The following is a 22698-nucleotide window of genomic DNA, read 5'->3' as shown; positions in this document are numbered from 1 at the left end:
CGTACACAGACGCGACACCTGAGCGACATGTCGAACAGGTCTCAGCCCGGTCTCGACGGCGCGTCGCGGGCGACTGCCCGGACCGCCGGGCCCGCGACCCGACCGTCAGCCCGGCGTGGGCCCGCCCCGGTCGTCGGCGGTGCTGCCCGTGCGCTGTCCGGCCGTTCCGTCGGCCGCGCTGTCGGCCTGGTCGGGGGTGGACGCCGCGGGCGCCGGGGCGGGGACCGTCGCCGGTGCGTCCGGGCGCTCGGCGGCGTCCGCGTCACGCCCGCGAGTGACGACCTCGCGGGGCCGACCGCGCTGGGCGACGAGGTAGGCCACCGCCAGCAGCCCGACGATGACCGAGGTGAAGACGTTGAGCCGCAGCCCCAAGAACTGCTCGGCGGTGTCGATGCGCAGCGCCTCGATCCAGACCCGGCCGGCGCAGTAGGCGGCCACGTACAGGGCGAAGGCCCGCCCGTGCGAGAGCCGGAAACGACGGTCGGCCCAGATCACCAGCGCGGCGACGCCGACGTTCCACAGCAGCTCGTAGAGGAACGTGGGGTGGAAGGTGCCCAGCACCTCCGCCCGGCCGTCGGCACCGGTGATCGCCCGGCCGGCGGAGGAGTCCCAGCGGTGGATGGTCAGCGCCCAGGGCAGGTCGGTGGCCCGCCCGTAGAGCTCGTTGTTGAACCAGTTGCCCAGCCGGCCGACGGCCTGGGCCAGCACGATCCCCGGCGCGAGCGCGTCGGCGAAGGCCGGCAGGGGGATGCCGCGGCGGCGGCAGCCGATCCAGGCACCGACGGCGCCCAGCGCGATGGCGCCCCAGATCCCCAGCCCGCCCTCCCAGATGGCGAGCGCCCGGACCGGGTCGCCGTTCTCGCCGAAGTAGGGCTCGGGGGTGGTGATCACGTGGTAGATGCGGCCGCCGACGATGCCGAAGGGCACCATCCAGACGGCGATGTCGAGCACGTCGCCCTTGGCCCCGCCGCGGGCGACCCAGCGCCGCTCCCCCAGCCAGCAGGCGAGCACGATGCCGGCGATGATGGCCAGCGCATAACCGCGCAGCGGGAACGGCCCGATCTCCCAGACGCCCACGGTGGGGCTGGGGATGGCCGCGAGCTGCTCCAGGGCGACGGTCATGTCCCCACCTTGGCACGCCGGACGCCGGCCGCGAGCTCCTCGGACAGGACACGCACGCCCGCGGGCCCCCGGCCGTCGAGCAGCTGGCGCACGTACGCCGATCCGACGATCACCCCGTCGGCGAAGCCCGCCACCTCGGCGGCCTGGTCGCCGGTGGACACGCCCAGGCCGACGCAGACCGGCAGCTCGCCGGACACCTCGCGCGTGCGGACGACCAGGCGCTCGGCGGCGTCACCCACGGTGGCCCGGGTGCCGGTGACGCCCATCGTGGAGGCGGCGTAGACGAAGCCGCGGCAGGCGTCGACCGTGGCCGCCAGGCGGGTCTCGGTGGAGGACGGCGCGACCAGGAAGACCCGGTCGAGCCCGGCCCGGTCACTGGCCGACAGCCACGCGCCGGCCTCGTCGGGGATGAGGTCGGGCGTGATCGCCCCTGCTCCCCCGGCGGCGGCCAGGTCGTCGGCGAACCGGTCGACGCCGTAACGCTCGATGGGGTTCCAGTAGCTCATGACCACCGGCACCGCCCCCGCCTCGGCGACTGCGGCGACGGCCTCGAGCACGTCGGGCATGCCGACGCCGGCCCGGACGGCGACCTCGACCGCCTCCTGGATCACCGGCCCGTCCATGCCCGGGTCGGAGTAGGGCACGCCGATCTCGACGACGTCGGCCCCGCCCTCGACCGCGGCGACCATGGCCGCGATCGAGGCGTCGACGTCGGGGTAGCCGACCGGCAGGTAGGCGACCAGCGCCGCCCGCCCCTCGGCGTTGGCCGCGGCGATCCGCTGCTGCAGCGCGCTCATGCCTGCTCCCCCGCGTCCTGGCCGGCGACGGCCTCGTGGTTGGCGACCGCGCCCTCGGTGGCGTGCTGGTCCTCGTCCAGGCCCGGGCCCGGGTCGGCGCCCCGGCCGGCCTCGACGGCGCGCGCGTCCTCGTCGGTGGGCGCACCCTGGTCGCCGAGGGAGAACCAGGCGCTGGCGGTCTCGACGTCCTTGTCCCCGCGGCCGGAGAGGTTGACCAGCAGCAGGGCGTCCGGACCGAGCTCCTGGCCCACCTTCATCGCCCCGGCCAGGGCGTGCGCGGACTCGATCGCCGGGATGATGCCCTCGGTGCGGCACAGCAGCGCGAAGGCCTCCATCGCCTCGGCGTCGGTGACCGGGCGGTACTCCGCGCGGCCCATGTCGTGCAGGTAGGCGTGCTCGGGGCCGACCCCCGGGTAGTCCAGACCGGCGGAGATGGAGTGTGACTCGACGGTCTGGCCGTTGACGTCCTGCAGCAGGTAGGACCGGGCGCCGTGCAGCACGCCCGGGTCGCCGCCGGTGATCGAGGAGGCGTGCCGGCCGGTCTCCACGCCGTCGCCGCCGGCCTCCAGGCCGACGAGCCGGACGCCGGCGTCGGGCACGAACGCGGTGAAGATGCCGATCGCGTTGGACCCGCCGCCCACGCACGCCAGGACGACGTCGGGCAGCCGGCCCTCGCGCTCGAGGACCTGGGCGCGGGCCTCGTCGCCGATGACCCGCTGGAAGTCGCGGACCATCGCCGGGAAGGGGTGCGGGCCGGCGACGGTGCCGAAGACGTAGTTGGTGGTCTCGACGTTGGTGACCCAGTCGCGGAACGCCTCGTTGATGGCGTCCTTGAGGGTGCGCGAGCCGGTGGTCACCGGGATGACCTCGGCGCCCAGCAGCCGCATCCGGGCGACGTTGAGCGCCTGGCGGCGGGTGTCCTCCTCGCCCATGTAGACGGTGCAGGACAGCCCCATCAGCGCGGCGGCGGTGGCGGTGGCGACCCCGTGCTGGCCGGCGCCGGTCTCGGCGATGACCCGGGTCTTGCCGATGCGCTTGGTCAGCAGCGCCTGGCCCAGCACGTTGTTGATCTTGTGCGAGCCGGTGTGGTTGAGGTCCTCGCGCTTGAGCAGCACGCGGGCGCCGCCGCAGTGCTCGGCGAACTTGGGCACCTCGGTGACCGGGTTGGGCCGGCCGGTGTAGTCGCGCTGGAGGCGGGCGAACTCGGCGACGAAGGCCGGGTCGACGCGCATGGCCTCGTAGGCGGCGCTGAGCTCGTCGAGCGCGGCGACGAGGGCCTCGGGGACGAACCGGCCGCCGTAGGGACCGAAGTGCCCGGTGGCGTCCGGCCACTCCGGACGCGCGGGGAGGTCGCTGACGTCAGGGGCGGCGGGGTGGAGGGCGGTCACCCCTACAGCGTAGGGAATCCCCCGGCTCCGGCCGTCCTGCAGGTGCCCGCCGGATGGAGGAGCGGCCCGGCATCAGCGGGTGGTGCGCGGGGTGGCCGGGTGCGAGCCGGCGGTGACCAGGTCGGCCACGGCCTGGCGCGGGTCGCCGGCGGTGACCAGGCCCTCGCCGACCAGCACGGCGTCGGCACCGGCGCCGGCGTAGCTGATCAGGTCGTGCGGGCCGCGGACGCCGGACTCGGCGATCTTGACGACCTCGCTGGGCAGCCCGGGGGCGATCCGCTCGAAGGTGCTGCGGTCGACCGACAGGGTCGTGAGGTCGCGGGCGTTGACGCCGATCACCGAGGCGCCGGCGGACAGCGCGCGGTCGGCCTCGGCCTCGTCGTGCACCTCGACCAGCGCGGTCATGCCGAGGGACTCGATCCGCTCGAGCAGGCCGGTGAGCACCGGCTGGTCGAGTGCGGCGACGATGAGCAGCACCAGGTCGGCGCCGTGGGCACGGGCCTCGTGCACCTGGTAGCTGCTGACCACGAAGTCCTTGTTCAGCACCGGGACGTCGACGGCGGCCCGGACGGCGGCCAGGTCGGCGTGCGAGCCGCCGAAGCGGCGCCGCTCGGTGAGCACGCTGATCACCCGGGCCCCGCCGGCGGCGTACTGCGCGGCGAGCGCGGCCGGGTCGCTGATCTCGGCGAGCGCGCCCTTGCTGGGGCTGCGCCGCTTGACCTCGGCGATCACGCCGACGCCGGGGGCGCGGAGCGCGGCGAGGGCGTCCATGGCCGGGCGGGTGTCGCGGGCCACGGCCTGCACCTCGGCCAGCGGGGTGGCAGCCTGGCGTGCGGCGACGTCCTCCCGGACGCCGGCGACGATGTCGTCGAGGACGCTCATGACCCCTCCTCCGAACCCGAGTACCCGTGCCGCCGGACCAGCCTGGCCAGCAGCGATCACTGTAGAGACGCGCCGGTCCGGTTCCGTCGGGGGGCTCAGACGGTCGGGTCGTCGCCGCGGTCGAGGGCCTTCCAGGCGGCCTGGTGCCGGTCCTCGGGCGACTCCGGCCGGGCCCGGCGGGCCGGGGTGGCGGCCGGTGCCGCGCCCGCGGCCACGGGGGTGCGCTCGTACCGGCGGCTCATCCCCGGCCAGCGCCGTCCGCGGACGACGACCAGCGCCCCGGCGAGCACGCCGAGCAGGCCGGCGAGCAGGGCCAGCAGCGGCCAGGTGACCGCGGCGTCGGTGCTCACCTGCGCCCCACCGAGCCCGACCGAGGAGGTCACGTCGGCGACGTCGACGCCCAGCCGGCCGGTCAGGCCGCGCAGCCCGGACCAGGCGAGCACCCCGCCGGCGAGGGCGACCACCAGGCCGACGACGACCCGGCCGGCGCCGCGGACGGCGATGACGGCCAGCGCCGCGGCCAGCAGCAGCAGGCCGCAGGCGCCCACCAGCGGTGCGGCCTGTCCCCCGGTCAGCACCTCGGCGGTGGGCGGCAGCGGCGCCTCCCGGGTGATGGTGACGTCGGCCCAGGGCGAGGACGACGAGGTGAGCGCCAGCCCGCCGGCCGCCGCGCACGCCAGGACCGCGACGGTGAGCTCGCGGCGGGCGGAGGAGGCGGTCACGGCAGCTCCCGCAGCCCCTCGGCGGTGGCGATCGCCGAGAGCACGGCGCGGGCCTTGTGCCGGGTCTCGGCCTCCTCGCTGGCCGGGTCGCTGTCGGCGACGACGCCCGCGCCGGCCTGCACGTAGGCGCGCCCCTCGTGCAGCACGGCGGTGCGGATGGCGATCGCCATGTCCATGTCGCCGCCCGCGTCGAGGTAGCCGACGGTGCCGGCGTACAGCGCGCGACGGGTGGGCTCGATCGCCTCGATCACCTCCATCGCCCGCGGCTTGGGCGCCCCCGAGACGGTGCCGGCGGGGAACGTGGCGTCGAAGACGTCGAGGGCGTCGCGGCCCGGGCCCACCTGCCCGGAGACGGTGGAGACCATGTGCATGACGTGGCTGTACCGCTCGATGCGCATGAAGTCGGCGACCTCGACGGTGCCCGGGACGCAGACCCGGCCCAGGTCGTTGCGGGCCAGGTCGACCAGCATCACGTGCTCGGCGCGCTCCTTGGGGTCGGCGAGCAGCTCCTCGGTGAGCCGGACGTCGTCCTCGGGGGTGGCTCCGCGCGGGCGGGTGCCGGCCGGCGGGTGGACGACGGCGCGGTCGCCGGTGACCGTGACCAGCGCCTCCGGCGAGGAGCCGACGACGTCGAAGGGCGTCTGCCGCCCGGCGAAGCGCAGCAGGTACATGTACGGCGAGGGGTTGGTGGCCCGCAGCACCCGGTAGAGGTCGAGGGCCTCGACCCCGGTGGCCAGCTCGAACCGCTGGCTGAGCACGGTCTGGAACACGTCGCCGGCCCGCACGTGCTCGCGCACCCGCTCGACGCCGGCCTCGAAGACGCCCGGCGCCATGTTGCTCGACACCGGCGGGGCGTCACGGGCCTCGAGCGTGGCCACGCCCGGCGGCACCGCCTTCGTCAGGTCCGCGGCCATCGCGTCGAGCCGGGTGACCGCGTCGTCGTAGGCGACCGCGGTGCGCCCGAGCGCGTTGGCGATGAGCAGCACCGTGCCGTCGGTGTGGTCGAGCACGGCCAGGTCGGTGACCAGCATGAGCGCGACCTCGGGCATGCCCAGGTCGTCGGTGGCCGTCTGCGGCAGGCGCTCCAGCCGGCGGACGACGTCGTAGCCGAGGTACCCGACCAGCCCACCGGTGAGCGGCGGCAGGCCCGAGGCGTCGGCGAGCGCGCTGCGGGGCGAGCGCAGCCGCCGGGCCAGGGTGCGCACCGCGGCCAGCGGGTCGGTGGGCAGGTCGTCGGTGAGCCCGGGCAGCGGGTCGCCCAGCCACGCCGTCGTCCCGTCGATCTCGGTGAGCACCCCGGCGCTGCGGACGCCGACGAAGCTGTAGCGCGACCACTGCTTGCCCTGCTCGGCCGACTCCAGCAGCACCGTGCCGGGGCGGTTGCCGGCGAGCTTGCGGTAGATGCCGACGGCGGTCTCGCTGTCGGCGAGCAGCCGCCGGGTGACCGGGACGACCGGGACGTCGAGCGCGGCGAACTCCGCCGCCGTCGGGGAGGTGTGCCCCAGCCGCATGGTCACGGGGAGACCTCCAGCGGGCGGTGGAAGCAGCTGCGCTCGCCGGTGTGGCAGGCCGGCCCCTCCTGGTCGACGAGCAGCAGCAGCGCGTCGCCGTCGCAGTCGAGCCGGACGTCGCGCACCCACTGGCGGTGCCCGGAGGTCTCGCCCTTGACCCAGTACTCCCGCCGGCTGCGCGACCAGTAGGTGGCCCGGCCGCTGGTCAGCGTGCGGTGCAGCGCCTCGTCGTCCATCCAGGCGACCATGAGCACCTCACCGGTGTCGTGCTGCTGGACGACGGCGGCGACCAGGCCGGCCGGGTCGCGGCGCAGCAGTTCGGCGACGGCGGGGTCGAGCGGGGAGACGGGGGCGGACATGCCCCTGATCGTCCCACCCCGCACCGGCGCGGCTCAGGCCCAGGGCGGCCGGGTGTGCTCCGGCTGCGGCTGCGGCTGGGGCTGCGGTGCCCGCCGCCCGCTCCGTCGGCGCAGCCACTCCTGCAGCTCGGGCAGGAAGGGCAGCCCGCCGGCGAGCACGGCCAGCACGGCGTAGAGCGCCGGCAGCACGAACACCCCGTCGCCGAGCGTCGAAGGTGCGACGTCGTCGAGGACGGCGACCCAGAAGAGGCTCAGCGCGAGCTGGAGGGCGGCCGCACCGAGCAGCCACCACCGGTTGCCCGACAGCACCCGCACACCACCGGCGGCCAGCAGGCCCGCCAGCGCGAGGTGGGTGGCCGCCGTCCACCCGCCGACGCCGACCGAGGGTCCGCGGGCCAGGCTCAGCAGCGCGCTGAAGGCGAGCGCGTAGACGGTGCCGACCAGCACCAGCAGCATCGACACGAACGCCAGGACGGCGCCGGCGACGTCCAGTCCGGAACGCTGCGGACCGGGCGGCGGGCCCCACGGCTGCGGCTGCCCCCACGGCGGTTGCGCGCCGTAGGGCTGCTGGGGTGTCCACGCGGGCGAGCCCCACGGCTGGCCGTACGGCTGCTGCCCGTACGGCTGCTGCCCGTACGGCGGCTGCCCGTACCCCTGCTGCCCGTACGGCGGCGGCCAGGACGGCGCGGGCTGCGGCGGCCCGTATGCCGGCGGCCCGGCGTACGGGACCGCGTCCCAGTCCTCGGTGCTCACAGCGCGGCCGCCGCGGCCCGGCCGGCGACCCGCCCGGAGAACAGGCAGCCGCCGAGGAAGGTGCCCTCCAGCGAGCGGTAGCCGTGCATGCCGCCGCCGCCGAAGCCGGCGACCTCCCCGGCGGCGTACAGCCCCGGGAACGGCTCCCCGCCCGCGCGCAGCACGCGGGCGGACAGGTCGGTCTCCAGCCCGCCGAGGGTCTTGCGGGTGAGCAGGTTGAGCCGGACGGCGATCAGCGGGCCGGCGTCGGGGTCGAGCAGCCGGTGCGGCCTCGCCACCCGGATCAGCTTGTCGCCGAGGAAGGACCGGGCCTGGCGCAGCGCCGTCACCTGCTGGTCCTTGCTGAACCGGTGGGCGATCTCCCGGTCCCGGGCCAGCACCTCGCGCTCGACGGTGGCCAGCTCCAGGTGCGGGGTGTCGCCGGTGACCCGGTTCATGCCGGCGACCAGCTCGGGCAGGGTCGCAGCGAGCACGAAGTCCTCGCCGTCGTCCATGAACCGCTGCACGGGAGCCGCGGCGCCGGAGCGGACGCGGGTCAGCAGCAGCTTCAGGTCCTTGTTCGTCAGGTCGGGGTTCTGCTCGGAGCCCGACAGCGTGAACTCCTTCTCGATGATCTTCTGGGTCAGCACGAACCAGGTGTGCTCGTGGCCGGTCGTGCCGATGTGCGCCAGCGTGCCGAGGGTGTCGAACCCGGGGAACAGCGGGGCGGGCAGCCGCTTCCCGGTGGCGTCGAGCCAGAGCGAGGAGGGGCCGGGCAGGATCCGGATGCCGTGCCGGGCCCACACCGGCGAGTGGTTTACCACGCCCTCGGTGTAGTGCCACATCCGGTCGGGGTTGACCACCCGACCGCCGGCGTCCTCGGTGATCTGCAGCATCCGGCCGTCGACGTGCGCCGGGACGCCGGACAGCAGCCGCCTCGGCGCGGGGCCCAGCCGCGCGGGCCAGTTGCGGCGCACCAGTTCGTGGTTGCCGCCGATGCCCCCGGCGGTGACGACGACCGCCGAGGCCGAGACCTCGAACTCACCGACCTCGGTGCGCGAGCTGGCCTCCCCGCGGGCGACGTCACTGCGCTCGAGCACCGCGCCCCGGACGCCGGTGACGGCGCCGCCGGTGACGACCAGCCCGTCGACCCGGTGCCGGTGCCGCAGCTCGGCCAGCCCGGCGTCGACAGCCGCGCGGACCCGCGCCAGGAACGGGGCGAGCAGCCCCGGCCCGGTGCCCCAGACGACGTGGAAGCGGGGCACGGAGTTGCCGTGCCCGGTGGCGGTGTACCCGCCGCGCTCGGCCCAGCCGACGACCGGGAAGAACCGGACGCCCTGGGCGTGCAGCCAGGCGCGCTTCTCCCCCGCCGCGAACTGCAGGTAGGCCTCGGCCCACTGCCGCGGCCAGTGGTCCTCGGGGCGGTCGAAGCCGGCGGTGCCGGCCCAGTCCTGCCGGGCGAGCTCGAGGGAGTCGTGGACGCGCAACCGGCGCTGCTCGGGGGTGTCGACGAGGAACAGCCCGCCGAAGGACCAGAACGCCTGGCCGCCGAGGGAGGCGACGGGTTCCTGGTCCAGCAGCAGCACCCGCTTGCCGGCGTCGGCCAGCTCGGCGGTGGCGACCAGCCCGGCCAGGCCGGCTCCCACCACGATGACGTCAGCGTCCGCGTGCACTCCTGTTCCGCCCACGTCCCGACGCTAGCCCGAGCGGAGCCGACCGGGCCCGCGCCCGGCCGCGGCGGGTCCACTCCCGCACCGGGCGGCGCAGCGCCAGGACCAGCCCGCCCAGCGGGGCGACCAGCAGCACCAGCGCCAGCCACGCCGCCCCGGCGTCGGCCAGGGCGGCGAAGTAGACGGCCAGCGCGAGCAGGCCGAGCAGCGGCAGGACGCAGCTCCAGGCGAGCACCGCCGAGCCGCTGACCGGTCCGAGGCCCCGGCCTCCGAGCACGAGGACCGCACCGGCCAGCGCGCCCGTCACCAGCAGCAGCGGCACCAGCAGGTACCAGCTCCCGCTGCGGTCGGCGTCCCAGAGGAGCCAGCCGAGGTACCCGTCCACCAGGGCGACGAGGCCGCCGAAGAGCGCGGCGAACGGCGCCTCCACGGGCCGGACCGGCTCCGGCGGGGCGGTGGCGAACCCACGGCCGAGGGGACGACGGGGACGCGGCGGGGTCGTCGCCGCGCCGGGGCGGCGGGAGGTGGACGGCATGCCGGCAGGCTGGCAAGGCTGCCGTGGGCTGCGCTGGGAGCAGGCTGGGAGCCCGCTGGCAGCGGGGGTCAGGCGGCGCGCCGGCCCGCCCGGCGGGCGGCGACCCACCGGCGGACGCCGGGCAGGACGGCCGACAGCGCGGTGACCGCCGGCAGCGCCCAGACCACGACCGCCACCCCGTCGGAGTCGACGACCAGCTCCTCGGCGAGGACGAACCACCCCAGGACGACCGCCAGCCCGGCCGCGGGCAGGAACACCGCGAGCCACGAGCGCCCGAGCACCAGCAGCACCGCGCCGGCCAGCAGCCACCCGGCGAGCAGCGCGGGGACGGTGACCACCAGCCAGCCCCCGTCGTCGAACTGCCCGTTCGAGAAGGCCAGCGCGAGGAGCCCGACGAACCCGCACACCAGCGCGCTGAGCACCGCGGCCGGTACCGCGAGCAGGGCGCCCAGCGGCGGGCGTCGGCGGACCGGGGCGGGGGCGGTGGCGTGCACGGGGGCGAACGTAGGGGGCGACGGCCGGTCACGGCGCGCGCCCCGCCGTCACACCGGTTCGGCCTGGACCTCCGGTCGGCTGCCGGAGCTGCGCCGCCACGAGGCGTGCAGCCGCCCGTAGGGGCCCGGGACGTCGACCAGCTCGGCGTGGGTGCCGCGCTGCACGACCCGGCCGGCGTCGACCACCAGCACCTCGTCGGCCCGCTCCGCGGTGGACAGCCGGTGGGCGATCGTGAGCGTGGTGCGCCCGTCGGTGAGGGCGTCAAGCGCGCGGGTCAGCCGCTGCTCCGTGGCCGGGTCGACCGCGCTGGTGGCCTCGTCGAGCACCAGCAGGTCGGGGTCGGCGACGTAGGCGCGGGCGACGGCGACCAGCTGCCGCTCCCCCGCCGACAGCGACTCCCCGCGCTGGCCCACCGGGGTGGCCACCCCGTCGGACAGGCTCTCCAGCCAGTCGCCGAGCCCCAGCTCGTCGAAGGCGGCCGCGACGTGCGCGTCGGTCATCCCCGGCTTGCCGTAGCGGACGTTGTCGGCGACGGAGGCGTCGAAGAGGAACCCGTCCTGCGGCACCATCACCACCCGCTGGCGCAGCGAGGCGAAGGACACCTCGGCCAGCGGCACGCCGCCGACGAGCACCCGCCCCTCGGTGGGGTCCATCAGCCGGGTGACCAGCTTGGCGAACGTCGTCTTGCCCGAGCCGGTCTCCCCCACGATCGCCACCCGCGTGCGCGCGGGGATGGCGAGGTCGACGTCCTCGAGCGCCTTGCGGCCGCCCGCGGAGTAGGCGAAGCCGACGTGGTCGAAGGCCACGTCGAGCGGGCCGGGCGGGAGGGCGCGGCCGTTCGGCGGGTCCTGCACGTCGGGAGCGGTGTCGAGCACGTCGAGCACCCGGCGGAACCCGGCGACGGCGTTCTGCGCCTCGTTGAGCACCTCGCTGGCGGTCTGCACCGGCGCGACGAAGAGCGTGACCAGGAAGAGGAAGGCCACCAGGGTGCCGGCGGAGATCTGCCCGCCGATGCCCAGCAGGACGCCCACCACCACGACCGCGGCGTTGGCGACGGCGGCGACGAGCTCACCGCTGACGAACACCGCCGCCGTCGTCCGCTGCGCCTGCACCGAGGCCCGGTAGTGCCGGTCGATGGCGGCGTCGATGCGCGCCGCCGTCCGGCCGCGGATGCCGTAGGCGCGCACCGTCGGGGCGCCGACGACGGACTCGGCGACGGCACCCAGGACGTCGCCGACCCGCTCGCGGACGACGCCGTAGACGGCGGCGAGCTTGCGGGAGAAGTACTTGACCGCCACGGCGAGCGGGACGAAGCAGACCAGGACGAGCAGGGTCAGCTGCCAGGAGTAGACGGCCATGACGATCGTGGCGACGACGAGCTGGCCGACGCTGATCAGGCCGAGCACCCCGCCCCACTGCATGAACACCGACAGCTGGTCGACGTCGCTGGTGACCCGGGAGACCAGGGAGCCGCGGCGCTGCCCCTGCTGGTGCAGCACCGACAGGTCGTGCACGTGCCGGAAGGCGCGCACCCGCAGGCCGGCGAGCGCGGTCTCGGTGGTGCGGAAGAGCCGGACGTTCATCCGGTAGACCGCGATGCCGGTGACCACGACGATGACCGCGCTGATCGCGATGAGCTCGCGCACCAGGCCGATGTCGGGGCCGCCGGGGGCGTTGAGCCCGCGGTCGAGGGTCTGCTGGACCGCGATCGGGACGACGACCCGGCCGGCGGTGGCGATCAGCGCGAGCAGGAACGTGACCGGCAGGCCCTGCCGGAACTCGGGCATCATCCGCAGGCCGCGCCGCAGGGTCCGCAGCGCGCCCTCCTCCCGCTCGTCGGCGGGCAGCAGCGGCTCGTCGGTCACGCCGGCACCTCCACGGCCACTGCCCCCGACGTCCCGGCCGCCACCGGCTCCGGCGGCTGGTAGGCCTGCACCAGCCGGGCGTAGCCGGGGACCTGGGCGAGCAGCTCGGCGTGGGTGCCGCGGGCCACGAGCCGGCCGCGCTCCAGCCAGACGACCTCGTCGGCCAGCGCGATGGTGGCCTGGCGGTAGGCCACGACAACCACGGTGGCCGGGCGGTCGCTGGACCGCAGCGCGTCGAGGATGCGGGCCTCGACCGAGGGGTCGACGGCGCTGGTGGCGTCGTCCAGGACGAGCAGCCGGGGGCGGCGGACGACGGCGCGGGCCAGCGCGAGCCGCTGCCGCTGCCCGCCGGACAGCGAGGCGCCGCGCTCGCCGACCCGGGTCTCGAGGCCGTCGGGGAGCCGGTCGACGAAGTCGTCGGCGGCCGCGGTGCGGAGCGCCGCGCGCACCTGCTCGTCGGTGAACTCCGCGCCCAGGGTGACGTTGTCGCGGACGGTGTCGTCGAAGAGGAACGTCGTCTGCGGGACGAAGGCGACCTGGCTGCTGACCTCGCCCTCGCGCAGGGTGCGCAGGTCGACCCCGTCGAGCAGGACCGCGCCGTCGTGCGGGTCGACCAGCCGCACGAGCAGGCCGGCCAGGGTCGACTTGCCGGCGCCGGTGGGGCCGACGACGGCGACGGTGCGCCCGGCGGTGACCTCGAAGGTGACCCCGGACAGGGTGGGGCGGGCGTCCTCGTCGTGCCGGAACGCGACGTCCCGCACGCCGACCGTGGCGCCGCCGGGGCCCGCGGGGGCGGCGTCGGGGCCGTGCGGGGTCTCCCCCGTGGCCTCCAGCACCGGGGTGACCCGGTCGAAGCCGGCCATCGCCCGCGGCAGGTCGGCCAGCACCCAGCCGATCGCGCGGATGGGCAGGGTGAGCAGGGTGAACAGGTAGGCGATGGAGACCAGCGCGCCGGCCTCGGTGGCGCCGGAGGCGACCCGCTCGGCGCCGATCAGCAGCACGGCGAGCGTGCCCAGGTTGGGCAGCGCCTCCATCATCGGGTCGAACAGGCCGCGGACCCGGCCGACGGCCACCAGGCCGTCGCGCAGCTCGTCGGCCTTGACCGCGAAGCGGGTGGTCTCGTCGGTCTCCCGGCCCAGGGTCTTGACCACGAGGGCCGCGTCGAAGCTCTCGTGGGCGATCTCGCTGACCTCGGCGCGCAGCTGCTGCGCCCGCTCCATCCGCGGCGACATCGCCCGGCTGTAGACGGCGTTGAGCAGGAAGACCAGCGGGAAGACGACGACGCCGACGACCGCGAGCAGCGCGTCGGTGAGGAACAGCGCGACGACGGTGATCGCCACCATGACCAGCGCCCCGCAGGCGAAGGGCAGCGGCATGACGAAGAACCAGGCGGACTCGACGTCGGAGTTGGCGTTGGACAGCAGCTGGCCGGTGGGGTGGCGCTGGTGCCAGGACAGCGGCAGCCGCAGGTACTGGCCGGTGACGCGGCGGCGGTAGTCGGCCTGCAGGCGGTAGGCCATGATCCCGGCGAACAGGCGGCGGCCGATGATGCCGACGATCTTCAACAGGGCGACGCCGATGATCGCCAGCGCGGCCAGCGCGAGCGCGGCGGCGGTCGTGGAGCCGGAGTCGAAGGCCGGGAGCAGCACCCGGTCGGTGATGCCGCCGATGACGTAGGCGCTGGCGACGGTCATGCCGCCGTAAAGGCTGCTGCCCAGGACCGCGAGGGTGAAGATGCCGGGCTGCTCCCGGATCCCACGGACGACGTGGCGGAGGCCGCGCCGGACGACGGCGTCTCGCGGCACAGCTGTCCTCCAGGTGGTGGTGCGGTCGGTGGGCAGAGCTTACCCGCGCTCGTTACCCGCTCTAACGGATCGGCCGGACCCGGCCGGACTGGCTAGCCTCGGGGGATGCCGACCGCAGCCCCGTCCGTGTCGCAGTCGGAGCGGGCCGCACTGGCCGACCTGCTGGAGCAGCTGGGGCCCGACCAGCCGACCCGCTGCGAGGGGTGGACGACCCGCGACCTGGCCACGCACCTGGTGGTCCGCGACCGCCGCCCCGACGCGATGCCCGGCGTCGTGGTCGGCGGCCCGTTCCGGAGCTGGACGGCGCGGGTGCAGGAGCGGGCCGCGCGACGGCCGTTCGGCGAGCTGGTCGCCGCCGTCCGCTCGGGTCCGCCCGCATGGGTGCCGACCGCCTGGCCGGCGGTGGACCGGCTGCTCAACACCGTGGAGATGGTCATCCACCACGAGGACGTACGGCGGGCGCAGCCGGACTGGTCGCCGCGCGAGCTGCCCTCCCCGGTGCAGGACCAGCTGTGGGCGAGCGTCCCGCTGCTGGCCCGCGGCGGCGGCCTGCCGGAGACCACCCGCGGGCTGGTCGTGCGGCGCAGCGACGTGCCGGACGGTGCGCCCGGCAGCGAGCGCCGGCTGCGCAAGGGCACCCCGACGACGATCGTCACCGGCGCGCCGCTGGAGGTGCTGCTCTGGGTGAGCGGCCGCCCCGACGTCGCCTGCGTCGACCTGATCGTCGACTGACCCCCGCCGCTCAGCCGAGCGGGCGGTCGGCCTCCTGCCGGATCGGCACGCCGGCGGCGGCGAGCCCGGCCTTCACGTCGCCCACCCGCAGCTGGCCGAAGTGGAAGACGCTGGCGGCCAGCACCGCGTCGGCGCCGGCCTCGACCGCGGGCGGGAAGTGGTCGACCGCACCGGCTCCCCCGCTGGCGATCAGCGGCACGGTCACCTCGCGGCGCACGGCCCGGATCAGCTCGGTGTCGAACCCGGCGCGGGTGCCGTCGGCGTCCATCGAGTTGAGCAGGACCTCACCGACGCCCAGCTCTGCGGCTTGCACGACCCACTCGACGGCGTCCCGGCCGGTGCCCTGGCGGCCGCCGTGCGTGGTGATCTCGAAGCCGGAGTCGGTGTGCGCGCCGTCGCGCACGCGGCGGGCGTCCAGCGACAGCACCAGCACCTGGTTGCCGAACCGGTCGGCGATCTCGGCGATCAGCTCGGGCCGGGCGACGGCGGCGGTGTTGACCGCGACCTTGTCCGCGCCGGCCCGCAGCAGCTTGTCGACGTCGGCGACGCTGCGCACGCCGCCACCGACGGTCAGCGGGATGAACACGCTCTCCGCCGTCCGCCGGACGACGTCGTAGGTGGTCTCCCGGCTGCCGGAGCTGGCGGTGATGTCGAGGAAGGTCAGCTCGTCGGCGCCCTCGGCGTCGTAGACCCGCGCCATCTCCACCGGGTCACCGGCGTCGACCAGGTCGACGAAGTTGACGCCCTTGACCACCCGGCCGGCGTCGACGTCCAGACACGGGATCACCCGCACGGCCAGGCTCACGCCGACGCTCCCCGCACGGCGTCGGCCTCGATCTCCACCAGCATCGACGGGTCGATCAGGGCCGCCACCTGCACCATCGTCGTGGCCGGACGGATCTCGCCGAAGACCTCACCGTGCGCCCGCCCGACCTCCTCCCAGCGGCTGATGTCGGTCACGTAGATCCGCGTGCGGACGACGTCGCCGAGGGCGAACCCGGCGTCGGTCAGGGCCTGCGCGACCGTGGCCAGTGCCACCCGGGTCTGCCCGCCGGCGTCCCCGGGGTGCGCCACGGTGCCCGCGACGGTGGCGGCCGTGCAGCCGCTCACCCAGGCCTGGTCACCGATGGTGACGACCCGGCTGTAGCCGACGATGCCCTCCCAGGCCCCTCCCGAGCCCAGCCGCACGGCGCTCACGCCAGGTCCTCGGTGACGCGCAGCGCCTCGGGCAGGGTGAACTGCCCGGCGTACAGCGCCTTGCCCACGATCGCGCCCTCGACGCCGATGCCGGACAGGCCCGCCAGCGCACGGATGTCGTCGAGCGAGCTGACCCCACCGGAGGCGATCACCGGCCGCGGGGTGGCGGCGCACACCTCGCGCAGCAGCTCCAGGTTCGGGCCGCGCAGCGTGCCGTCCTTGGTGATGTCGGTGACCACGTAGCGGGCGCAGCCCTCGTCGTCCAGGCGGGCGAGGGTCTCGTACAGCTCGCCGCCCTCCTTGGTCCAGCCGCGGGCGGCGAGCCGGGTGCCGCGCACGTCGAGGCCGACGGCGATGCGGTCACCGTGCTCGGCGATCGCCCGCGCGCACCACTCCGGCGACTCCAGCGCGGCGGTGCCCAGGTTGACCCGGCGGCAGCCGGTGGCGAGGGCAGCGGCCAGCGACTCGTCGTCCCGGATGCCACCGGAGAGCTCCACGTCGACGTCGAGCTGCCCGACGACGGAGGCCAGCAGCTCGCGGTTCGAGCCGCGCCCGAAGGCGGCGTCGAGGTCGACCAGGTGCACCCACTCGGCCCCGTCGCGCTGCCACGCGAGCGCGGCCTCCAGGGGGTCGCCGTAGGAGGTCTCGCTGCCGGCCTCCCCCTGCACCAGGCGGACGGCGAGACCGTCGGCGACGTCGACGGCGGGGAGCAGCTGCAGCTTCGGCACGACGACCAGCCTAGGCACCGCCGGCAGGCGGCCCGCGTCACGTCCCGGCGGCGTACCGGTCGGCGAACTGGCGGGGCGTCGTGCCGGTCACCTGGCCGAAGTCGCGGGTCAGGTGCGGCTGGTCGGCGTAGCCCAGCCGGGCGGCCACCTCGGCCAGGTCGACCGGACCGGTCCGCAGCCGCTCGGCGGCCTCCTGCAGCCGGCGTCGCTGGATCAGCCACTTGGGCGTCAGCCCGAGCCGCCGGTGCACCAGCCGCTGCAGGGCCCGCTCGGACAGGTCGAAGCGCTCGCAGACCTGACTCACCCGGACGACGTCCCGGTCGCCCTCGACGAACGCGACCACCCGGTTGACCAGCAGGCCCTCCTCGTCGACGGGCAGCAGGGGCCGCAGCGCGTCCTCGTAGGCGGCCATGGCCGTCGCGTGCGCGGCCGGGTCGGACGGGTCGGGTGCCATCGCGGTGCGCACCCGGGTGACGAGCTCCTCACCCACGAGGCCCAGCACCTCGCGGACGTCGACGTGCCGGTCGGTGAACCGGGTCATCGAGCCGCGGGCCAGCAGCGTCCCCGCCGCCGGCGCGCACATCACGCCCACCGCCCAGCCGGTGCCGGTCAGCGTGGTCGTCGACAGCCCGGAGACGACGCCGTAGAAGCGGGCGTAGTCGTGGGCGACCACGATCAGCGACACCGGGTACTGCAGGACCCGCTGCGGCGCCTCGGTGCCCGGCGGCACCGACCACACCGGGATCCAGAACCGCTGCAGCAGGTCCTGGAACTCCGCGCTGGCCGGGTAGCGGTGCATCACGTGCGAGGCGTCGCCGGGGTCCTTGAGGTGGGCGCGCTCGATCGCGTCGCTCGAGGCTCGGCGGTCGCTGTCGGGTTTCATCAAGACCCAGCCTGCCGCAGGCTCCTAGCGTCCGGCGCATGAACCCGACCGCGATGCGCCACGCCGCCGCAGCAGACCCCCTGACCCAGCTCCTCGACGCCGTTCCGGCCACCGGCTGGGCCCGCCCGTCGCCGTGCGAGGGGTGGACCGCCGCCGACGTCGTCGCGCACCTGGTCGGCACCCAGCGCGACTTCCTCGGCACCCACGGCGCCGACCTCGGGGACGCGCCCGACGTGACCGCCGACCCCGCCGAGGCCTGGCGGGCGCACACGGCAGGGGTGGCGGCCGCGCTCGCCGACGACGGCCTGCCCACGCGGGGCTTCGAGGGCTTCTTCGGTCCCACGACGGTCGGCGCGGCGTTCGAGCAGTTCTACGTCTGGGACATGGTCGTGCACCGCTGGGACGTCGCCCGGGCGGTCGGCGTCGCGGCGGACCTCACCGACGCCGAGCTCGACCTGGTGGGGTCCGGCGCGGACGGCTTCGGCCCCGCGCTGTACAGGGAGGGGATCTGCGGCCCGGCGCTGGAGGTCCCGGCCGGCGCCGACCGGGCCATCCGGGTGCTGGCCCGGCTCGGCCGGGCCGGCTGACCTGTCGCACCCGGGTGACAGGGTGGCGGCATGGAGTTCCGGGACGTCGTCCGCCGCCGGCGGATGGTGCGCGACTACGACCCCGACCGCCCGGTGCCGGCCGAGGTGCGGGAGCGGCTGCTCGAGCACGCGATCCGCGCCCCGTCGGCCGGGTTCAGCCAGGGCTGGGCGTTCCTGGTGCTGGAGACCGCCGAGGAACGCGCCCGGTTCTGGGCGGCGACCACCGACGGCGGGACGCCGGACGGCTGGCTGACCCGCATGCGGCGCGCTCCGCTGCTGGTCGTGCCGTTGTCGCACAAGGCCGCCTACCTCGACCGCTACGCCGAGCCGGACAAGGGCTGGACCGACCGCGACGAGGCCCGCTGGCCGGTGCCCTACTGGGACGTCGACACCGGCATGGCCGCGCTGCTGGTCCTGCTCACCGCGGTCGACGAGGGGCTGGCCGCCGCGTTCTTCGGCGTCCCGCCGGAGCGGCTGGGCTCCTTCCGGGAGGCCTTCGGGGTGCCCGGCGCGTACACGCCGGTCGGCTGCATCTCGGTCGGCTACGCGGGTGCGGAGGACCGGCGGTCGCCGTCGCTCCGGCGGGGACGCCGGGGCGTCGAGGAGGTCGTGCACCGCGGGCGGTGGTGACTGGTTGACTCCCGGTGTGCCGAACGAGACGACGTCCCGAGCAGTCCTGGTGACCGGTGCCTCCCGCGGGATCGGCCGGGCCATCGCGCTGGCCTTCGCCGCGCGCGGCGACCGGGTGGCCGTGCACGCCAACAGCTCGGTCGAGCAGGCCGAGGCCGTGCGCGCCGAGCTGCCCGGCGAGGGCCACACCGTCGTCCGGGCCGACGTCGCCGACCCCGAGGCGATCGGGCGCGCCGTCGACGAGGCCGCCGCGGCGCTGGGCGGGCTGCACGTGCTGGTCAACAACGCCGCCGTGTTCACCGCGCACCCGCCGCTGGAGACCGACTACGCCGACTGGCGGGCCGCCTGGGAGCGCACGCTGGCGGTCAACCTGCTCGGGCCGGCCAACGCGACGTTCCGGGCGGTGCCGCACCTGATCGCCTCCGGCGGCGGCGCGGTGGTCAACGTGTCCAGCCGGGGCGCGTTCCGCGGTGAGCCGAACAACCCCGCGTACGGCGCCAGCAAGGCCGGCCTGAACGCCTTCGGGCAGTCGATGGCGCTGGCGCTGGCCCCGCACGGCATCGCGGTGGGCACCGTCGCGCCCGGGTTCGTGCAGACCGAGATGGCCCGCGAGGTGCTCGACGGCCCCGGCGGCGACGCCGTCCGCGCGCAGTCGCCCTACGGCCGGGTGGCCCGCCCGGAGGAGGTCGCGGCCGCGGTGCTGTGGCTCGCCTCGCCGGAGGCGGCGTTCTCCACCGGCACGATCATCGACGTCAACGGCGCCAGCTACCTGCGCAGCTGAGGGAGGTCCGCGCCGCGGCGCAGCGGTCGCTCGCGCGGCTCGACCCGGGCCACCTGACGTCCAGCCGCGCCACGGCACGGCCCCACGTCAGGTCGTGCGGCTCGACCCGCCGCACGGCCGAGTGGCCGGGCCGCGCGCACGGGGCCTCGGGATCAGTCGAGGGTGTCCAGCCAGTTGGTGAGCAGCTGCGCGCCGGCGTCGCCGCTCTTCTCCGGGTGGAACTGGGTCGCCGACAGCGGCCCGTTCTCGACCCCGGCGACGAACCGGTCGCCGTGCTCGGCCCAGGTGACCGCCGGCGGGGTGAGCCGCCCGGTCACGCCCGGCTCGGCGAGCGGGAACTGCCGCACGCCGTAGGAGTGCACGAAGTAGAAGCGCTGGTCGTCCAGGCCGGCGAACAGGGTCGACCCCGCGGGCGCCTCGACGGTGTTCCAGCCCATGTGCGGCAGCACCGGCGACTCGAGCTTCTCGACCACACCGGGCCACTCGCCGCAGCCCTCGGTGTCCTGGCCGTGCTCGACGCCGCGCTCGAACAGGACCTGCATGCCCACGCAGATGCCGAGCACCGGGCGCCCGCCGGCCAGCCGCCGGCCGATGACCTTCGGCCCGTCGACGGCGCGCAGCCCGTCCATGCACGCGGCGTACGCGCCCACACCGGGGACGACGAGGCCGTCGGCCTCCATCGCCGCCTCGGGGTCCGCGGTCACCGTGACGTCGGCACCCACCCGGGTCAGCGCACGCTCCGCCGACCGCAGGTTGCCCGATCCGTAGTCCAGCACGACGACCTTCTTCACAGCTGCCACGCTACCCATCAGCCGCGCGGGGGCCCGGAGTGTTCCCGGGGCAGGACTGTGAGCTGCGGCCACTCCCGGCGCCAGCGGGCCGCCTCGCCCTCGTGGACGTCCCGCGGCGCCGGTCCGGTGCCCGGCCGCACGACCATGCCGCCGAGGTCGGCGATCCGGGCACCGGCCGCGCGGCCCCCGTGCCGGGGCCCGTCCCGAGCCTGCGAGGGATGGGGGCGCGGGGACCTCCGTCAGTCCGACAGCCCCAGCGACGGCGCGCCTTCCAGGACGGCGGCGACCGTCGGGGCGGCCAGGACCAGGTCTCGGAACCGCTGCTCGTCGGGGACCACGACCCGCGAGCGGCCCGACGCGCCAACCCTCCTCTCACGTGAGGGTAGGGTCGCCGGCGAGCCCGCAGCGCCGCGGACGGACCACCGCGACCCGAACAGGACCATGACCACCGCCCTGCCTGCCCTCCCCCGCCCTGCGCTGCGCCGGCCCACCTGGCTGTCGCCGCGGGTGGCCCGCACCGAGGTCCTCGCCGGCCTCGTCGTCGCCCTCGCGCTGATCCCCGAGGCGATCTCCTTCTCGATCATCGCCGGGGTCGACCCGCGCGTGGGGCTGTTCGCCTCGTTCACCATGGCCGTGACGATCGCCTTCACCGGCGGCCGGCCGGCGATGATCTCGGCCGCGACCGGCGCGGTCGCCCTGGTCATCGCCCCGCTGGTCGCCAGCCACGGCCTGCAGTACCTGATCGCCGCGGTGCTGCTGGGCGGGGTCTTCCAGGTCGCGCTCGGCCTGCTCGGGGTGGCCCGGGTGATGCGGTTCGTGCCGCGCAGCGTCATGGTCGGGTTCGTCAACGCCCTGGCCATCCTGATCTTCACCGCCCAGCTGCCCCAGCTGGTCGACGTCCCGTGGGCGGTCTACCCGCTGGCCGCCGCAGGCCTGGTGATCATCTTCGGGCTCCCCCGGCTGACCACCGCCGTCCCGGCGCCGCTGGTCGCGATCGTCGTGCTGACCGTCCTCACCGTGACCGCGGGGATCACCGTGCCGACCGTCGGCGACGAGGGCGAGCTGCCCGACAGCCTGCCCGGGCTCGGCCTGCCCGACGTCCCGTTCACCACCGACACCCTGCGGGTCATCGCCCCCTACGCGCTGGCCATCGCCCTGGTCGGGCTGATGGAGTCGCTGATGACCGCCAAGCTGGTCGACGAGGTCACCGACACCTCCTCGAGCAAGACCCGCGAGTCGGTGGGGCAGGGCGTCGCCAACCTCGTCACCGGGTTCTTCGGCGGCATGGGCGGCTGCGCGATGATCGGCCAGACGATGATCAACGTGCGCTCCGGCGCCCGGACGCGGCTGTCGACCTTCCTGGCCGGCGTCTTCCTGCTGGTCCTGGTCCTCGTGCTCAGCCCGGTCGTCGCCGTCATCCCGATGGCCGCGCTGGTCGCCGTCATGGTCTTCGTCTCGATCGTCACCTTCGACTGGCACAGCCTGCGCACCCTGCGGCGGATGCCCTACAGCGAGTCCGCGGTGATGCTGGTGACCGTCGCGGTCGTGCTCGCCACGTCCAACCTGGCGATCGGCGTCGCCGTCGGCGTCCTGGTGGCCTGCGTGCTGTTCGCCCGCCGGGTCGCCCACCTGGTCACCGTCACGCCCTCCGACGAGCCGGACGGCAGCCGCCGCTACGTCGTCTCCGGTGCGCTGTTCTTCGCCTCCACCAACGACCTGGTCGGCCAGTTCGACTACGCCGGCGACCCCGGCCGCGTGGTCGTCGACCTGTCCGGCGCGCACGTCTGGGACGCCAGCTCCGTGGCCGTCCTCGACGCGATCGAGCACAAGTACGCCACCCGCGGCAAGGCCGTGGAGATCACCGGCCTCACCGAGGTCACCGGCCACTACCACCAGCGGCTGGCCGGGCAGCTGGGCGGCGGCGAGTGAGCACCGCCGGGCGGATGCAGATCGGCGAGGTCGCCGAGCGGATCGGGCTGTCGCTGCGCACGATCCGCTACTACGAGGAGGTCGGCCTGGCCGTCCCCTCGGCCCGCTCCGAGGGCGGCTTCCGGCTCTACGTCGAGGACGACGTCGAGCGGTTGCGGGTCATCATGCAGATGAAGCCGCTGGGGTTCAGCCTGGAGGAGATGCGCGAGCTGCTGGAGCTGCTGGACGCCGGACCGGACGCCGACCCGGCCCGGCTGACCGCCTTCCGCGCGCAGGCCGCCGAGCGGGTGGCGACGCTGCGCCGGCAGCTGCGCACCGCCGAGGAGTTCGCCGCCCGCCTGGCTGAGGGCCCCCGCGGCGCGGCTCAGCCGACCAGGTAGAGGATCCCGCTCGCCGTCGCCAGCAGGGCCGCCACCAGCAGGATCACGGCGAAGGCGATCTGCGGGCCGGTGCGGCCGTCGGTGTCGGAGTCGGCCTTGTAGATGCTGTAGGCGCCGCCGAGGAAGAACCCGCCGACGACCAGCAGCGCGATGCCGAAGTTCACCGGCAGCCCACGG

The 22698-nt window shown here is 75.5% G+C and carries 25 protein-coding genes; 6 read left to right on the top strand and 19 right to left on the bottom strand.

Annotated features, from left to right (window positions below; genetic code table 11):
- Nucleotides 1-105: 105 nt before the first annotated feature.
- The 13 genes from lgt to ACGBYP_RS04200 form a co-directional block, all read right to left on the bottom strand.
- On the bottom strand, nt 106-1122 hold the full coding sequence (gene lgt / locus ACGBYP_RS04260; RefSeq protein WP_411582014.1) for a prolipoprotein diacylglyceryl transferase: 1017 nt from the start codon (nt 1120-1122) through the stop codon (nt 106-108).
- Complete coding sequence (gene trpA, locus ACGBYP_RS04255; protein ID WP_411582013.1) at nt 1119-1919, bottom strand: tryptophan synthase subunit alpha; 801 nt, start codon at nt 1917-1919, stop codon at nt 1119-1121. Before trpA ends, lgt begins: the two co-directional genes overlap by 4 nt.
- Nucleotides 1916-3307 (bottom strand): tryptophan synthase subunit beta, encoded by a 1392-nt coding sequence (trpB, locus tag ACGBYP_RS04250; protein WP_411582012.1) that lies wholly within the window; start codon nt 3305-3307, stop codon nt 1916-1918. The genes trpA and trpB overlap by 4 nt, the downstream gene beginning before the upstream one ends.
- Before the next feature lie 72 nt (nt 3308-3379).
- Nucleotides 3380-4189: an indole-3-glycerol phosphate synthase TrpC gene (gene trpC, locus ACGBYP_RS04245; protein ID WP_411582011.1), complete on the bottom strand. Its 810-nt coding sequence runs from the start codon at nt 4187-4189 to the stop codon at nt 3380-3382.
- Between the two features lie 95 nt (nt 4190-4284).
- Nucleotides 4285-4911: a Trp biosynthesis-associated membrane protein gene (locus ACGBYP_RS04240; protein WP_411582010.1), complete on the bottom strand. Its 627-nt coding sequence runs from the start codon at nt 4909-4911 to the stop codon at nt 4285-4287.
- A complete protein-coding gene (locus tag ACGBYP_RS04235; protein ID WP_411582232.1) occupies nt 4908-6422 on the bottom strand; it encodes an anthranilate synthase component I in 1515 nt (504 codons plus the stop codon). The genes ACGBYP_RS04240 and ACGBYP_RS04235 overlap by 4 nt, the downstream gene beginning before the upstream one ends.
- Nucleotides 6423-6424: 2 nt before the next feature.
- A complete protein-coding gene (gene hisI, locus ACGBYP_RS04230; protein WP_411582009.1) occupies nt 6425-6781 on the bottom strand; it encodes a phosphoribosyl-AMP cyclohydrolase in 357 nt (118 codons plus the stop codon).
- A gap of 33 nt (nt 6782-6814) precedes the next feature.
- Nucleotides 6815-7534 carry a hypothetical protein gene (locus ACGBYP_RS04225; protein ID WP_411582008.1) on the bottom strand — a complete coding sequence of 240 codons (720 nt, stop codon included), beginning with the start codon at nt 7532-7534 and terminating at the stop codon, nt 6815-6817.
- Nucleotides 7531-9201, bottom strand: a complete 1671-nt coding sequence (locus ACGBYP_RS04220) for an FAD-binding dehydrogenase (RefSeq protein WP_411582007.1) — start codon at nt 9199-9201, stop codon at nt 7531-7533. The genes ACGBYP_RS04225 and ACGBYP_RS04220 overlap by 4 nt, the downstream gene beginning before the upstream one ends.
- The gene (locus ACGBYP_RS04215; RefSeq protein WP_411582006.1) at nt 9170-9718 is read right to left on the bottom strand and encodes a hypothetical protein; all 549 of its coding nucleotides are present in this window, start codon (nt 9716-9718) and stop codon (nt 9170-9172) included. Before ACGBYP_RS04215 ends, ACGBYP_RS04220 begins: the two co-directional genes overlap by 32 nt.
- A gap of 68 nt (nt 9719-9786) precedes the next feature.
- On the bottom strand, nt 9787-10212 hold the full coding sequence (locus ACGBYP_RS04210) for a hypothetical protein (RefSeq protein WP_411582005.1): 426 nt from the start codon (nt 10210-10212) through the stop codon (nt 9787-9789).
- Between the two features lie 48 nt (nt 10213-10260).
- Nucleotides 10261-12078: an ABC transporter ATP-binding protein gene (locus ACGBYP_RS04205; RefSeq protein WP_411582004.1), complete on the bottom strand. Its 1818-nt coding sequence runs from the start codon at nt 12076-12078 to the stop codon at nt 10261-10263.
- Nucleotides 12075-13883, bottom strand: coding sequence for an ABC transporter ATP-binding protein (locus ACGBYP_RS04200; protein WP_411582003.1), 1809 nt, complete (start codon nt 13881-13883; stop codon nt 12075-12077). The genes ACGBYP_RS04205 and ACGBYP_RS04200 overlap by 4 nt, the downstream gene beginning before the upstream one ends.
- A gap of 105 nt (nt 13884-13988) precedes the next feature.
- On the opposite strand from ACGBYP_RS04200, the gene ACGBYP_RS04195 reads away from it, so the two are divergent.
- Nucleotides 13989-14615, top strand: coding sequence for a TIGR03085 family metal-binding protein (locus ACGBYP_RS04195; protein ID WP_411582002.1), 627 nt, complete (start codon nt 13989-13991; stop codon nt 14613-14615).
- A 10-nt stretch (nt 14616-14625) separates the two neighbouring features.
- Here the strand turns inward: ACGBYP_RS04195 and hisF are convergent, their stop codons facing one another.
- Genes hisF through ACGBYP_RS04175 form a run of 4 tightly spaced genes read right to left on the bottom strand, consistent with a single transcriptional unit; the run spans nt 14626 to nt 17423 of the window.
- The gene (hisF, locus tag ACGBYP_RS04190) at nt 14626-15420 is read right to left on the bottom strand and encodes an imidazole glycerol phosphate synthase subunit HisF (protein WP_411582001.1); all 795 of its coding nucleotides are present in this window, start codon (nt 15418-15420) and stop codon (nt 14626-14628) included.
- Nucleotides 15417-15812, bottom strand: coding sequence for a RidA family protein (locus tag ACGBYP_RS04185; protein WP_411582000.1), 396 nt, complete (start codon nt 15810-15812; stop codon nt 15417-15419). Before ACGBYP_RS04185 ends, hisF begins: the two co-directional genes overlap by 4 nt.
- Complete coding sequence (gene priA, locus ACGBYP_RS04180; RefSeq protein ID WP_411581999.1) at nt 15809-16540, bottom strand: bifunctional 1-(5-phosphoribosyl)-5-((5-phosphoribosylamino)methylideneamino)imidazole-4-carboxamide isomerase/phosphoribosylanthranilate isomerase PriA; 732 nt, start codon at nt 16538-16540, stop codon at nt 15809-15811. The genes ACGBYP_RS04185 and priA overlap by 4 nt, the downstream gene beginning before the upstream one ends.
- Nucleotides 16541-16577: 37 nt before the next feature.
- Complete coding sequence (locus ACGBYP_RS04175) at nt 16578-17423, bottom strand: helix-turn-helix domain-containing protein (RefSeq protein ID WP_411581998.1); 846 nt, start codon at nt 17421-17423, stop codon at nt 16578-16580.
- Nucleotides 17424-17461: 38 nt separating this feature from the next.
- Between ACGBYP_RS04175 and ACGBYP_RS04170 the strand changes: the two genes are divergently transcribed.
- Genes ACGBYP_RS04170 through ACGBYP_RS04160 form a run of 3 tightly spaced genes read left to right on the top strand, consistent with a single transcriptional unit; the run spans nt 17462 to nt 19421 of the window.
- The gene (locus ACGBYP_RS04170) at nt 17462-18010 is read left to right on the top strand and encodes a TIGR03086 family metal-binding protein (protein ID WP_411581997.1); all 549 of its coding nucleotides are present in this window, start codon (nt 17462-17464) and stop codon (nt 18008-18010) included.
- A 30-nt stretch (nt 18011-18040) separates the two neighbouring features.
- Nucleotides 18041-18640: a nitroreductase family protein gene (locus tag ACGBYP_RS04165; protein ID WP_411581996.1), complete on the top strand. Its 600-nt coding sequence runs from the start codon at nt 18041-18043 to the stop codon at nt 18638-18640.
- Between the two features lie 49 nt (nt 18641-18689).
- Complete coding sequence (locus ACGBYP_RS04160) at nt 18690-19421, top strand: SDR family NAD(P)-dependent oxidoreductase (RefSeq protein WP_411581995.1); 732 nt, start codon at nt 18690-18692, stop codon at nt 19419-19421.
- 152 nt (nt 19422-19573) lie between these two features.
- Here ACGBYP_RS04160 and hisH read toward each other — a convergent pair whose 3' ends face one another.
- Nucleotides 19574-20212 (bottom strand): imidazole glycerol phosphate synthase subunit HisH, encoded by a 639-nt coding sequence (gene hisH / locus ACGBYP_RS04155; protein ID WP_411581994.1) that lies wholly within the window; start codon nt 20210-20212, stop codon nt 19574-19576.
- 441 nt (nt 20213-20653) lie between these two features.
- Between hisH and ACGBYP_RS04150 the strand changes: the two genes are divergently transcribed.
- Both ACGBYP_RS04150 and ACGBYP_RS04145 read left to right on the top strand, forming a co-directional pair.
- Entirely contained in the window at nt 20654-22141 is a 1488-nt protein-coding gene (locus ACGBYP_RS04150; RefSeq protein ID WP_411581993.1) for a SulP family inorganic anion transporter, read from the top strand.
- On the top strand, nt 22138-22521 hold the full coding sequence (locus ACGBYP_RS04145) for a MerR family transcriptional regulator (protein ID WP_411581992.1): 384 nt from the start codon (nt 22138-22140) through the stop codon (nt 22519-22521). The genes ACGBYP_RS04150 and ACGBYP_RS04145 overlap by 4 nt, the downstream gene beginning before the upstream one ends.
- On the opposite strand, the gene ACGBYP_RS04140 is transcribed toward ACGBYP_RS04145, so the two are convergent.
- A complete protein-coding gene (locus tag ACGBYP_RS04140) occupies nt 22506-22685 on the bottom strand; it encodes a hypothetical protein (protein ID WP_411581991.1) in 180 nt (59 codons plus the stop codon). The two genes, ACGBYP_RS04145 and ACGBYP_RS04140, sit on opposite strands and share 16 nt — an antisense overlap.
- Nucleotides 22686-22698 lie beyond the last annotated feature (13 nt).

The sequence above is a fragment of the Modestobacter sp. SSW1-42 genome (assembly GCF_046635825.1).
Classification (GTDB): domain Bacteria; phylum Actinomycetota; class Actinomycetes; order Mycobacteriales; family Geodermatophilaceae; genus Modestobacter.
Note: the sequence above shows the minus strand (reverse complement) of the source record. Positions and strands in the feature narration are given on the sequence as shown.